Here is a 13,603-nt window from a genome sequence, read left to right on the forward strand (position 1 = left end):
ACTTGTTATTTGATTTGGTCTAAGGCAATATTCAAACGCAATACATTAACTTTCTCGGGACCAAAAATCCCCAATAAGGGACTTTCGATTTGGTTGTGAATTAATTGCATCACCACACTCTCTGAAAGATTTCTACTAGTGGCAATTCGAGCCACTTGAACCACAGCTGCTTGTACGGAATAGTTGGGATCCAACCCACTACCGCTTGCCGTTACTAAATCAACGGGAATATCTTCTTTTTTAACCCTAGGGTTCTTGTCCATAAATTCGTCGATACGCTGTGACACCTGAGCTAAATATTCGGGATTGGTAACGGCTTTATTACTGGCACCAGAACCCGCAGCATTATAATCGACAGCGGAAGGCCGCGATGAAAAATACTTCTCGGAAACAAAAGCCTGTCCGATATTCACATAATAGGCCTTGCCGTTATGTCTCACCAATTCGCCCTTACCGGCGTTCGGTGAAAACTGAGCAAATCCCCAAACAATTAGTGGATATACCACAACTAATAACAACATGGTTCCACCTGTAAGCAATAGGGAAGAAAGTATATTTTTTTTCATTTTTATTATATTTTAAACCTTGTTTTTAAACACATTAAAACACGGTACTTAAAGTTAAAATTTAAATATAGAACTAAACAAATAGTGCAACAAACAAATCGATTAACTTGATACCAACGAAGGGAACCAAGATACCGCCGAGACCGTATATCAATAAATTTCGTCTCAATAAAGCACTGGCACCAATTGGTTTATATGCAACCCCTTTTAAAGCCAGAGGTATTAAAATCGGGATGATGATGGCATTGAAAATCACTGCGGATAGTATGGCACTTTCGGGACTGTGCAATTGCATAATATTCAATCCATTTAAAGCGGGTATGGCCGTGATAAAAAGTGCTGGAATCAAAGCAAAATATTTGGCAACATCGTTAGCAATACTAAAGGTGGTTAAGGTGCCACGGGTCATCAACAACTGTTTACCGATTTCAACAATTTCGATCAGTTTGGTCGGATCATTATCCAAGTCAACCATATTACCCGCTTCCTTAGCCGCTTGAGTACCGCTGTTCATCGCTACCCCAACATTGGCCTGAGCCAAAGCCGGTGCGTCATTGGTACCATCGCCCATCATAGCAACCAGTCGACCTTCGCTTTGTTCCTTTTTGATGTAATTCATCTTATCTTCAGGCTTGGCTTCCGCTATATAGTCAGCAACACCCGCTTTTTCAGCTATAAAACGCGCCGTTAAAGGATTATCTCCGGTAACCATTACTGTTTTAATACCCATCATTCGCAATCGCGCAAAACGCTCCTGAATGCCCGGTTTCACGATATCCTGCAATTCTACTACACCGATAATTTTTTCGTTTTCCGAAACGACCAAGGGCGTTCCTCCATTATTAGCGATTTTCTCGACGATCTCCTGAATTTCCAGTGGATAGCTATTTCCTTTTTCCTCACACAGTTTTCGAATAGCATCAGCGGCACCTTTGCGGATGCGCAGCCCGTCAAAATCAATTCCAGAACTCCGTGTTTCAGCGGTAAAAGGAATAAAAACCGGATTGCTAATCCCGTAGCTTTTCGGGTCTTTACCCGCTAATTCTATAATGGATTTTCCCTCTGGGGTTTCATCACTCATCGAACTCAATACGACCGATTTCTGAAAATGTAGCGGATCAACGCCCTCAGCCGTATAAAATTGAGTCGCTTTTCGATTTCCAATCGTGATGGTTCCCGTCTTATCCAGTAGTAAAACGTCAATATCTCCTGCTACTTCCACTGCTCTTCCACTTTTGGTAATCACATTAGCGCGTAAGGCTCTATCCATACCCGCTATTCCAATCGCGGACAACAAACCTCCTATAGTCGTTGGAATCAAACAAACGAACAACGAAATAAATGCGGCAATGGTAATGGGTACTCCTGCATAATCTGCAAAGGGTTTTAAAGTCACGGTAACAATAATAAAAATCATCGTAAATCCAGCCAACAATATGGTTAATGCAATTTCATTAGGTGTTTTTTGTCTGCTGGCTCCTTCTACCAAAGCGATCATTTTATCCAAAAAACTATCTCCTGGTTGTGTTGTTACCAACACTTTAATTTGGTCAGACAGTACTTTAGTACCTCCGGTAACCGAACTTTTATCTCCACCAGCTTCGCGAATTACCGGCGCGCTTTCACCTGTAATTGCACTTTCATCAATGGTTGCAAGTCCTTCCATAATTTCTCCATCAGCAGCTATGATATCACCCGCTCTACAGATAAAGACACTCCCCTTCTGCAAGCTAGAGGAAGATACTATCGTACCGTCTTCTAAAGTAGCTGGTGTTTCCTCTCTGGTTTTACGCAAACTATCCGCCTGAGCTTTTCCACGAGCCTCCGCTATGGCTTCGGCAAAATTGGCGAACAACAAAGTGAATAAAAGCAAGATAAATATGGTTAAATTATACCCAAAACTCCCTTGACTTTTTTCGCCTAATAAAATCCAAATACAAACCAAAAACAGTACAAAAGCACCAATTTCTACCGTAAACATCACCGGATTTTTAATTAAGGTTCGCGGATTGAGTTTTATAAAGGATTGTTTTATTGCATCATAAAATACTCTTTTATCAAAAAGAGATTTGTTATTTGTATTCATATATAATCGTGTTTTTAAATATAGGTCTCTGCAATCTCCTTAGCTATTTGATCAGTACAAATTCTAAATAAGAATGCAAACCATAATTATTTATTGGTGTAGGGTAAAATATTCCGCGATAGGTCCGAGGGTTAATGCCGGAAAAAAGGCCAAAGCAGCAATGATCAAAATAATGGTCAATATCAGAACCCCAAAAGTCGCTGTATCGGTTTTTAATGTACCTGAGCTCTCGGGGATATAAGCCTTTTGCGCCAACAAACCCGCAATAGCCACCGGTCCAATAATCGGTATAAATCGCGCTAATAATAGTACGATTCCCGTACTGATATTCCACCATGGTGTATTATCTCCCAAACCTTCAAACCCGCTTCCGTTATTAGCAGAGGACGATGTATATTCATAGAGCATTTCTGAAAAACCGTGAAACGAAGGATTATTTAGAGTTTCTTGCGTCCATTCGGGTACTGAAACTGCCAATGCCGTTCCTACTAAGATTAGCAACGGATGAACCAAAGCTATAATCAGCGCTATTTTAATCTCTCGAGCTTCGATTTTCTTTCCAAAAAATTCAGGTGTACGTCCAACCATTAACCCGCTGATAAACACCGCTAATATCACAAATATGAAAAAGTTTAAAATACCGACTCCAACACCACCATAAAAACTGTTGATCATCATGGCTAACAACTCATTCATACCCGAAAGCGGCATCGAACTATCGTGCATTGAATTGACCGATCCCGTAGAAATCACCGTAGTTGCAATACTCCAAAAACCAGAAGCCGCCGCTCCAATACGCGTTTCTTTCCCCTCCATAGCCCCGGCATCCATATTGATTCCCATTCTTTCAATTGCAGGATTCCCAGCACTTTCCATCACGATATTTGGAATTACCAGACATAAAAACCCGACTGTCATAACTCCAAAAATCATATAGGAGAAACGTTTTCTGTTGATGTAAATACCAAAGGCAAAAATCATCGCAAAAGGAATGATTAATTGCGCAATCATTTCCACCATATTAGTGGTGTAATTCGGATTTTCAAACGGGTGAGCTGAGTTGGTTCCAAAAAAACCTCCTCCATTGGTGCCCAAGTGTTTGATCGCTATAAATGCGGCAGCCGGTCCACGAGACACTTCTACACTTTGACCTTCCAAAGCACTCATAGTATCTTTACCTTCAAAAGTCATCGGTGTGCCATTAAAAACCAAAATAAGCGCTACAAGCACGCTAAGAGGTAATAATATACGCGTAATCGATTTGACAAAAAACACATAAAAATTGCCTAAATGCTGCGCTGTTTTATGTTTAAAAGCCTCAAAAACCACCACAGCCGCCGCCATACCACTTGCCGCACTGACAAATTGTAAAAACATCAAAACCAATTGCGACAAATAACTGACCCCGGTCTCACCGGAATAATGCTGCAAATTGCAATTAACCACAAACGATATCACGGTATTAAAAGCTAAATCTGCCGACATATTCGGATTATTATCTGGATTTAACGGTAAGTACTGCTGGGTCATCAGCAATACAAACACCATCACAAACCAAACGAGATTTATGCAGAGCAAGGCTTTTAAATGTTGTTGCCAATTCATCGAACTAGTTGCATCAATACGACTCATTTGGTAAAGGCGTTTTTCCAAAGGATTGCAAATGAAATCCAAAAAAGTACGGTCTCCCGCATAAACTCTGGCAATATACTTGCCTAACGGAATAGCTATGGCGACAGCAAGTAAAAACATCGCGATAATTCCCAGTATTTCTGTATTCATATATATTAAATTAAACATTTACATAACATTATTTATCTACTTATAAAAAAACATGTTACACTAAATATATTTACATTTATAATTGGCTTTAAAATTTTTCAGGGTGTATTAAAACGTAACACATATATCCAAAAACGGCCAGGGCCAAAAGCAATAAAAAAATCATATTTTAAAGGTTTTTAAATTAAATAGAACTAAAAAAATCAATGCTTTTGTAGCAAATCACAAAGCCGACTAAACCGACTAAAAGCAAGAGTAGTGCAATCATCATCGGGAATTTTTAAATAAAATAATTGGAATTAATTGAACGGTATCCGTCTTGCTACGCATTGGAACTGCGGTAGTTTTGATTCCTAAAATCGGATTGGGCTGATCGTTTTTCGACAGCAATACCACTTTGAGAAAGTGGTGTGTAAGGAGCTTAATAGGTTGTTGTATGTTCATGGTGTATAAATTTGATATACACACTATAGCCAATTCCCATACCAATAAAACAGCAATAGCTATAACTCCCTGTAAGACAATACGCTTAAACCAAAATCGAATTGTGTACAAACAAAAAACCCTTTCAAAATGAAAGGGTATATTAGCATAACGATAGGGGTGTTTACCCCAAGCGGTATTCTTCTAATTTTCTATAGAGTGTAGTTAACGCTATTCCGAGTAGTTCAGCTGTTTTGGTCTTATTGCCGTTGGTGTATTTCAACACGGATAAAATATGGTTTTTTTCTGCGTATGCCAATTCAAAAGAACTTATTGTCTTAGCCGATACTGAAGCATGCTTTTGAAATTCGATTGGCAAATCAATCAGTTCCAACACATCTCCGTTATTCATTATTATAGCGCGTTCTAAGGCGTTTTTTAATTCGCGTATATTTCCAGGCCATGCATGTGCTTTTAATGCTTCTAAAGCCTCTTTAGATGGCTTTAAAGTTTTCTTACCCGACTGTAGTGTCATCATTTTTAGAAAATGGTCTACCAGTTCAGCTATATCTGAAATTCGGTTGCGCAAGGCTGGTAGTTCTATAGGAAAAACAGATAAGCGGTAATACAAATCCTCTCTAAAATTACCCTGTTGAATCTCTTTGGTTAGATCGCGATTTGTGGCTGCAATAATTCGAATATCCACCGTTGTTGGTTTGGAATCCCCAATTTTTAAAAAAGTACCGGTTTCCAAAACGCGTAACAACTTAGCTTGTAAGTCCAAAGGCAACTCTCCTATTTCATCTAAAAAAATAGTTCCCAAATGCGCTTCTTCGAAAAGTCCCTTTTGATCTTTTATAGCGTTGGTAAACGAACCTGCTTTATGTCCAAACATTTCACTTTCCAATAAATCTTTGCTAAAAGCAGCACAGTTTATCGCTACAAAAGATTGTTTTTTACGGCTACTTTCATGATGAATCGACTGTGCAAATACCTCCTTACCCGTTCCGGTCTCGCCGGTTAATAAAACCGTTGTAGCTGTTGTAGCAACGCGTTTTGCCAATTGAACAGCCTGTAAAAGTGCTGCCGATTTGCCTATGGTTTTATCAAAGGAGTATTTTTGTTCCAATTGACTCTCTAATTTTTCTACTCTTTTATTGAGCTTGACCTTTTCCATGGCTCTATACAGCAATGGAATAATTTTATTATTGTCTTCCCCTTTGATGATATAGTCGTAAGCACCGTTTTTAATTGCTTGTACTCCATCTGGAATGTTGCCATATGCCGTCATTAAAATCAACTCAACCAAAGGAAAGCGGTCTTTTACTTTTTTGCTAAAATCCACACCACTTCCGTCAGGTAATTTTACATCGCATAAAACCACGTCAAATGTATGCTGTTCTAACTTTTTAAAACCCGTTTTTAAATCAGATGCTTGAACTACTTCAAAGCCCTCTAATTCCATAATTCGAGCCAATAAACTTCGGAGTTTTACCTCGTCATCAATAATTAAGATGGGATTCATAATCCGTTTGATTTTAAATGTATCTACAAATCATTAAGCCAACAACTTAATCGTTATTGGCTTGGTAATTGTACTGTATAAAGGGCAACCAAAGTGCGTTATTTTTTCCACTTGATTACGATATATTCTCGTTGATATTCCGTCTGCTTATCCGTTTGCTCATCAAAATCGGAAGAAACCAGTATGAGGTATAAAGGGACTTTCGCCTTGGATACATTGACTAACTTGTCTTTAAACACATAATTAAAATTGTCAACGGTACGCGTACATTCCCAAATATCCTCTTTTAATATGCAATCGTCAAATCGGTGTTCTTCGGTATTGTCAAAAAACCAATAACTCGGGGCCGACTCTTCTATTATAATGCTCTCCGAAGGATTATACAATTCCTCAGCCATACCTGTTTCCATTGTCGGTATTTGAGAAAGCGGTTTCCCTGCGACTATATCTTTATACGTTTGGTCTTTAAATGAGGCGTGAACCAGTATCCCCATCGGATTATCAAATAAAAATTTAAGTTGAAAAGTAGTCGGTTCCAACTCAATAGCATGATTTTTCACCACCACTTCTTTTCCATTTTGGAAAATTTTAAACTTAAACTTGTTTTCTCCTATTCCAGGACTTGCTTTCATCGAAATGCTTCCTAAACACAAACCTAAAAAAATCACCAAAACGCCTAATAATGACCCGTTGTTTTTCATCGCTTTTTTGTTCAAATGTAAAGCAAAAAACAATGCGATTTACAAAATCAAACAGTATTTAGCACTAAGCAATCGCTGCCTTGTTTATTTACATAACAACACATACTTTAGATTTTTAGGTGAATATTATAAACGGTATAGGGATATATTTTTACCGTAATCCACTTGGTCAATGGTGCCAGAATCAATAACGGAATAAATAAAGTATAATCGCCAAAAAGGCCACACACCAAAAATATAGCGGTAAAAGGTGCATGCAAACTGGCGCTTAGAACCAAGGCAATACCCAATATCATAAAATTTAGGGGAAGCAAAGTTGTACCAGCAAAGGTATTGGCCAATGTAGCAATCAATATCCCCAGAAAGGCTCCTGCAAATATACTGGGTGCAAAAACACCACCGTCACCCCCACCTCGTAAGGTAATTGCTGCCATAATTGGCTTTAGGAACAACAGCAAAACCATGTTTAAAAATACCCAACCCGTCGTCAATGTAGGTGAACTTAATTGATTTTTAATAGCATGGTAACCGTCTCCGTACAATTCCGGAAATAGCCAAATAAACAAACTAAGGAATGCCGCGCACAAAACCACATTTAAATACGGGCTTTTTTTAATCGGAAAACGAGACTTAATCAGCAAAACCGATTGGGTTAAATACACCCCATAAACCGATGCTACTATAGATAATATAAGGAAATATGGAATGGCTTCATATTTCCATCCTTGTAATTGGGTTTGAAACAACGGAGGTTCATCGACAATAAACAACATGCCCCAGGCCACTGTTACCGAAACCAAATGCGTGACTATGATGATTTTAGAACGGCGTTTTAGAATGTTTTCATAGGAGAAAAACAAACCCGCTAACGGACTGTGAAACAACACGGTTACTCCAGCAGCAATCGCAGCACCCATCCATTCGTTTTTATATTTTTTTAGAAAGTGTTTTTTACGTGCAACCATCCCACCTAAAGCTGCTGTACTCACGACAGTAGAAACTTCAATTCCGGTTGATCCACCAAAAATGACCGTTAAAAAACCGTTGATAAAATGAGAAGGTATTTTATATAAAGGCAATTTTTTTGTTGAAGAAGTCGCGTCGAGCACTTCGCGAATCCCCTTGTTTTCCTTGTTTTTAAACAAATACTTACGCAGTATAAAAATAACGCTTAAGCCCAAAATTGGAAAAAGGGCTATTAGATAATTATTCTCTTGTGTTTTCAGAAAAAAACGCGCTTCGAAATTCTCCGTCAAATGTTTTAAAATCAACCCGATAAAACCGGATAGAAAACCAACTAAGGCCGATGCGAATAAAATAGTTGCCCATTTGGACGAGTAATATTTGTTTTTAGAGGTCATTGAAACTAAAACTATGGAGATTTATGCAGATATTTCGCGTTAGGGATTGAAACGGCATCTTTTCTTGAGCTTTTTTTGCTCAAGAAAAATATAGTGGAAAGCCCGCCCGATAGGGAACGCCCAAATAATACGCCTATTGCTTTTTCTTTTTTCGATATTCAAAAATCTTCATATACAATATGGTCTGCATTTTGCGAGATTTGTCTTTGAGTATTTCAGCATTGGGACCTTCAAAATGCGTATTGATTGTTTGCAACCAATAAAACAACCAAGTACCGAAATGATAAGGAGTAATACTCTCCTGCTGTTGTTGATCTACCAGTTGGTGAGCCAAAACGGGATTTCCGGTATAAGCCTTGGTACCAAATAGATGCATGGCCCAAAAATCGGTTATTTTCTCCAAATGCTCGTCCCATTCCGTAATAATCTCATTAAAAATAGGACCAAGCTCAGCATCCTGACGTACAGCATCATAAAAAGTACTGACGATAAAGAACAATTGATGGCGGTCAGTTACGTCGGGTAAGCGTTTTTCTATAGGGGTCATTTTAATTTCATTTTCAACAAAGGTAGTGTTTAATACAAGCTTGTTTTTATGATTGTAATCATAAAACTACCTATAGATTTTTCGTTGAATGATTTGAAGTTTACCTTCTTTTTCCAATTGCTTGATCGTTCTAATCACGGTTTCGACGCGTAATCCCGTGAGGTCAGCCAATTGCTGTCGGGTCATCGGTATTAAAAAAGGCGTGTCGTCCAAAGGATTTTCACTGTGATTTTTGATATAATCCATCAGAGCTAAAAGCTTTTTCTCGGGTTCTTTAGCGGATATTTCCGGTGCCATAACCGCTTTAAAAAACAAACGTCGCGCTAAACTTCTATTTACAGCTATAGAAACTTCCGGATGTTGATACAACATCACAAAAAATTGTTCCTTGGATATTTGCAACAAGCTAATAGCCGTTAGGGCAATTGCATTAGCAGGATAGGGTTCATCGATAAACAACGGTGGTTCCCCAAAACTTTGCCCAGCTGTAAAAATATTCTGTATAAATTCTTTGCCACTTTCCGAATAATTATTCATTTTGACTTTCCCTACAACGATCTGATAGTAAAACTTTGGATAAGTTTTGGCTTCAAAAATCACAGTCCCCTTAGGATAGTTTTTTTGTTCAGCCCCCGACTGGATTAGCGTTGCAACATCAATCATTGTTTTGGATGAATTTTAAACTGAAAATAATTTTCACAATTATACTTCTACTGTTGGTTTCAACCGATTATTTTGACCTGCTAGAAAGATTCTGATTTTAACGCGATACCTCCAATACAGTAATACAGAGGAAGTTAATAAACCGAGACTAAGTCCGTACCAAATTCCGATAACGCCCCATTTGAATACAATTCCCATCACGTAAGCCGCTGGCATACCAACGATCCAATACGCAAAAAAAGTAATAAATGTCGGAACATTGACATCGCCAATTCCTCTTAATACACCAAGTCCCACCACCTGTACACCGTCGAACAATTGAAATAAACCAGCGATGATCAACAATTGTGCAGCTATGGTAACTACGGCTATATCTTGAGTGAATATATAGGGCAAATACTGATTAAATACTGCAAATAGCGTTGCCGTACAACACATAAACAAAATCACGAGATGGTATGACGAAATCGCATAGCGTTGCAAACGCACAAAGTTGCCATTTCCAAAACTGTTTCCGGTTTTTATAGTCGCTGCAGTAGCTATACCGCTTGCCATCATATAGGTTAGAGACGCCAATTGAATACCTACTTGATGAGAGGCTTGCTCAGTGGCTCCGATGGTTCCGGCGATTAGTGCCGCTCCAGCAAAGGCGCCAATTTCAAAAACATATTGCATAGCAACCGGTGCTCCAATTTTTAGTATTCGAATGCACTTATCCCATTCTACCTTAAACAATTGAAAATATTGTATGTAGACACGAAACACTTTTCCTTTAAAAACGTAGATTCCCATGGCTATCATCATCATAACTCGGTCGATTAAAGTACTATAACCAACCCCGCTGATTCCCATAGATTCAATACCAAACATTCCTTTAACAAATACAATTGCCAAAATGATGTTCAATACATTTCCCCATATCGAAATATTCATAGCTTGTTTGGTGAAGCCCAATCCTTCTGCAAACTGCTTGAATGCATTAAAAATCATCAACGGAATTATGGATAAACTCAAAATAAACAAGTAGGGTTTTGCTACCTCTACTACTTGTGGATCTTGATCGAGATGCTCAACGGCAAATACCGACCCGTAATATACGAGCAAAAAAAGTAAAATACTCGTTATAAGATTTAACCAAAGGCTATTGGCCAATAGGGTTGCGCATTCTTGTTTATCCCCTCTACCGTTAGCTTGAGCTATTAATGGAGTAATTCCATATGCGATTCCCAATCCGATGACCAATACCACCATAAAAACGGAATGGACTAAAGATACAGCAGCCAAGGGTATGGTGCCTAAAAAATGTCCAACCACCACACTATCTGCCATGTGCACTAAGGTATATCCCAATTGAGATATGATTACTGGACCGGCCAATAAAAAGGTGCTTTTATAATAAGGTTTTAGCCTTTTGAATTTAGATAATATCATCAGTTAAGGATTCTATAGTGAAAAAAGACTGCAAATTTACGCTTATTAATTTATTTAAATTGACTATATTTTGTTAAAGCATCTTTTAATTCTGAATTTACATAGGCATCACTTACGCTTTAAAAACCTAATTAAGGAATAAAACCCTTTATTACTATCTTCTTTAAATTTCATCACTTCTAAAGTAGTACTGCTTTAAAACAAATGAAAACCGTTAACAGTATCCTATTAAAAAAAGCAATCTACAACACAATGAAAATAAAAAAACACATAACTTACTACCAATATTAACTAAATATGCAGACAATAGCATGAAAAACAACAACTCATAATAATATTAATATAATTTTATATATTTGAAGCGAATTAATTAATCATAAATTTATGAAAAAAATATTACCTTTTTTTGTTATTATTCTGATGCTATCAACAGCTTGTTCCAAAGATGACTCTGGAGATTCTAGCAGTTCTTATGTGAAATTTAAAATTAACGGCACCTCAAAAAACTTCAAGCATGTGGAATCCGTCAAATCAGAGTCATCTGAATCTGATAGTAATACATGGCTTCAATACAGTATTACAACTAGCGAAGGAGCAAATCGTTTAAATCAAGTCGATTTTAGCTACACCGTAATACCACAAAACAACTATATAGGTGATTTTTCTATTACTATCGAAGGAATTACCTACGAGACCATGGGATCCGTTGACCCTTTAAATTTTACTATCGAAATATCGGAAAGCAATAAAGACTTTATCAAGGGCTATTTTGCAGGAAAGTTATACATCAAAAATTACAAAAACGAAGACTCTGAATCTGTGACTATAGAACAAGGAACATTTGAAATACAACTTTAAGGTATTGCAAATTATAGACTTCAAAACACAAGAGGCTGTCTCATAAAGACAGCCTCTTTTATGTTTTTATTGCAAACAGTCACAGTAGTCCCACTTCAATAAGATTGATACTGATAGTCACCATAGAGACCGTGTTTATACAATAGATATTTTTTTACTTCCTCTTTAGTGATCATCAGATCAGTCATTCGCGTCATTTTTTGATTTACTTGATATTTCCTACGCAAATATATTTTAATTCGACATAATCATCAATGCCATAGTGCGATCCTTCTCTACCCGATCCAGAGTATTTAACCCCACCAAAAGGTACGCTTTCCGACGAAATGATGCCTTCATTGATTCCTACAATTCCATATTCTAAAGCCTCACTCACTTTCCAACTGCGCGTTAGATCCTTGGTATAAAAATAGGAAGCCAAACCGTAAATGGTGTCGTTTGCCATTTGAATCGCTTCTTCGTCTGTTTTAAACTTAAACAAGGGCGCAATAGGTCCAAATATCTCTTCTTTAGCAAATTCCATATCAGCGGTTGCATCACCGATTACAGTGGGTAGAAAAAAATACTCATTTTGTTTTTTCCCTCCCAACAAAACCTTTCCGCCTTTTGAGATTGCATCAGCAACGAATTTTTCATTGCGTTCGATAGCTTTTTTATTGATTAGCGGACCAAAGTTAACTCCGACATCGAGCCCATTTCCGACTTTTAGTTCAGACACAACCTGAACAAATCGTTCGACAAAAGTATCGTAGATCTTCTCGTGTATCAATATTCGATTTACACAAACACAGGTCTGCCCAGAAAATCTAAATTTTCCTGCAACAGCACCTTTAACGGCTGCATCGATATCGGCATCTTCAAAAACGATAAATGGGGCATTACCACCTAATTCCAAACTCAATTTCTTTAAAGTCGATACGCTTTGATTACTCAAGATTTGCCCGACGCGTGTCGATCCCGTAAACGAAATCTTTGAAACCAGTGGGCTTTCACATAGAATTTTACCGGTTTCTGCGGCATGCGTTCCCACAACCACATTGATTACTCCCCCTGGGAAACCCGCTTGATCGGCTAAAGCGACCATGGCCAATGCGGAAAGAGGTGTTTCTTCACTGGGTCTAACAACCACAGTACAACCCACCGCTAAAGCTGGTCCTAATTTACGCGTAATCATCGCCAAGGGGAAATTCCAAGGCGTTATCACCCCGACTACACCTATGGGTTGTTTGATGACCATAACCCGACGATCAGCTGTAAATCCAGGTATAATATCGCCATTGGCGCGTTTCGCTTCCTCGGCAAACCACTGTATAAAAGAAGCACCATATTCAACCTCTCCACGACTTTCACTAAGTGGCTTACCACATTCCAAAGTCATTAAAATAGCCAGTGGTTCCTTGTTTTTTATCAGCAATTCATACCAGCGATACATAATGGTCGAGCGCTCTTTTGCCGACAAGGCTTTCCATGCGCCCAAAGCTTGATGTGCACTATCGATAGCATCGTTGACCAAAAGGGTATCCCCATCATAAACCGTAGACACCAAAGTTCCGTCGGCAGGATTCCTTACTTTAAATTTGTCCGTTCCCCCGGCAACCCATTGTCCGTTGATGTAAGATTGATCAAATATTAATTCTTTAAAATTTTTCATCGTTTCTTA

The 13,603-nt window shown here is 38.2% G+C and carries 13 protein-coding genes; 1 reads left to right on the top strand and 12 read right to left on the bottom strand.

All coding sequences use genetic code 11. The features are described from left to right. Positions 1 to 5: 5 nt before the first annotated feature. From KO524_RS08140 to KO524_RS08190, 11 genes are all read right to left on the bottom strand, one after another. A complete protein-coding gene (locus tag KO524_RS08140) occupies positions 6 to 566 on the bottom strand; it encodes a K(+)-transporting ATPase subunit C (RefSeq protein ID WP_219292800.1) in 561 nt (186 codons plus the stop codon). Between the two features lie 73 nt (positions 567 to 639). Further along, entirely contained in the window at positions 640 to 2,652 is a 2,013-nt protein-coding gene (gene kdpB / locus KO524_RS08145) for a potassium-transporting ATPase subunit KdpB (protein ID WP_219292802.1), read from the bottom strand. Between the two features lie 90 nt (positions 2,653 to 2,742). Continuing rightward, a complete protein-coding gene (kdpA, locus tag KO524_RS08150; protein ID WP_219292804.1) occupies positions 2,743 to 4,434 on the bottom strand; it encodes a potassium-transporting ATPase subunit KdpA in 1,692 nt (563 codons plus the stop codon). Between the two features lie 88 nt (positions 4,435 to 4,522). Beyond that, positions 4,523 to 4,600: a K(+)-transporting ATPase subunit F gene (gene kdpF, locus KO524_RS15565; RefSeq protein WP_219292946.1), complete on the bottom strand. Its 78-nt coding sequence runs from the start codon at positions 4,598 to 4,600 to the stop codon at positions 4,523 to 4,525. Between the two features lie 101 nt (positions 4,601 to 4,701). Next, a complete protein-coding gene (locus KO524_RS08160) occupies positions 4,702 to 4,989 on the bottom strand; it encodes a hypothetical protein (RefSeq protein ID WP_219292806.1) in 288 nt (95 codons plus the stop codon). Between the two features lie 52 nt (positions 4,990 to 5,041). Further along, positions 5,042 to 6,382: a sigma-54 dependent transcriptional regulator gene (locus tag KO524_RS08165; protein ID WP_219292808.1), complete on the bottom strand. Its 1,341-nt coding sequence runs from the start codon at positions 6,380 to 6,382 to the stop codon at positions 5,042 to 5,044. A gap of 98 nt (positions 6,383 to 6,480) precedes the next feature. Then, positions 6,481 to 7,083 carry a hypothetical protein gene (locus tag KO524_RS08170; RefSeq protein ID WP_219292810.1) on the bottom strand — a complete coding sequence of 201 codons (603 nt, stop codon included), beginning with the start codon at positions 7,081 to 7,083 and terminating at the stop codon, positions 6,481 to 6,483. Positions 7,084 to 7,190: 107 nt separating this feature from the next. Next, positions 7,191 to 8,444 carry a chloride channel protein gene (locus KO524_RS08175; protein WP_219292812.1) on the bottom strand — a complete coding sequence of 418 codons (1,254 nt, stop codon included), beginning with the start codon at positions 8,442 to 8,444 and terminating at the stop codon, positions 7,191 to 7,193. Positions 8,445 to 8,577: 133 nt separating this feature from the next. After that, positions 8,578 to 8,991 (bottom strand): group III truncated hemoglobin, encoded by a 414-nt coding sequence (locus KO524_RS08180; RefSeq protein WP_219292814.1) that lies wholly within the window; start codon positions 8,989 to 8,991, stop codon positions 8,578 to 8,580. Positions 8,992 to 9,057: 66 nt separating this feature from the next. Continuing rightward, positions 9,058 to 9,654: a Crp/Fnr family transcriptional regulator gene (locus KO524_RS08185; protein WP_219292816.1), complete on the bottom strand. Its 597-nt coding sequence runs from the start codon at positions 9,652 to 9,654 to the stop codon at positions 9,058 to 9,060. 39 nt (positions 9,655 to 9,693) lie between these two features. After that, on the bottom strand, positions 9,694 to 11,085 hold the full coding sequence (locus KO524_RS08190; RefSeq protein ID WP_219292818.1) for an MATE family efflux transporter: 1,392 nt from the start codon (positions 11,083 to 11,085) through the stop codon (positions 9,694 to 9,696). Positions 11,086 to 11,469: 384 nt separating this feature from the next. Between KO524_RS08190 and KO524_RS08195 the strand changes: the two genes are divergently transcribed. Continuing rightward, positions 11,470 to 11,943 carry a hypothetical protein gene (locus KO524_RS08195; protein WP_219292820.1) on the top strand — a complete coding sequence of 158 codons (474 nt, stop codon included), beginning with the start codon at positions 11,470 to 11,472 and terminating at the stop codon, positions 11,941 to 11,943. A gap of 205 nt (positions 11,944 to 12,148) precedes the next feature. On the opposite strand, the gene KO524_RS08200 is transcribed toward KO524_RS08195, so the two are convergent. After that, a complete protein-coding gene (locus KO524_RS08200; RefSeq protein ID WP_219292822.1) occupies positions 12,149 to 13,594 on the bottom strand; it encodes an NAD-dependent succinate-semialdehyde dehydrogenase in 1,446 nt (481 codons plus the stop codon). Between the last annotated feature and the right edge of the window lie 9 nt (positions 13,595 to 13,603).

Source organism: Flavobacterium sp. NKUCC04_CG (assembly GCF_019345525.1).
GTDB lineage: Bacteria > Bacteroidota > Bacteroidia > Flavobacteriales > Flavobacteriaceae > Flavobacterium.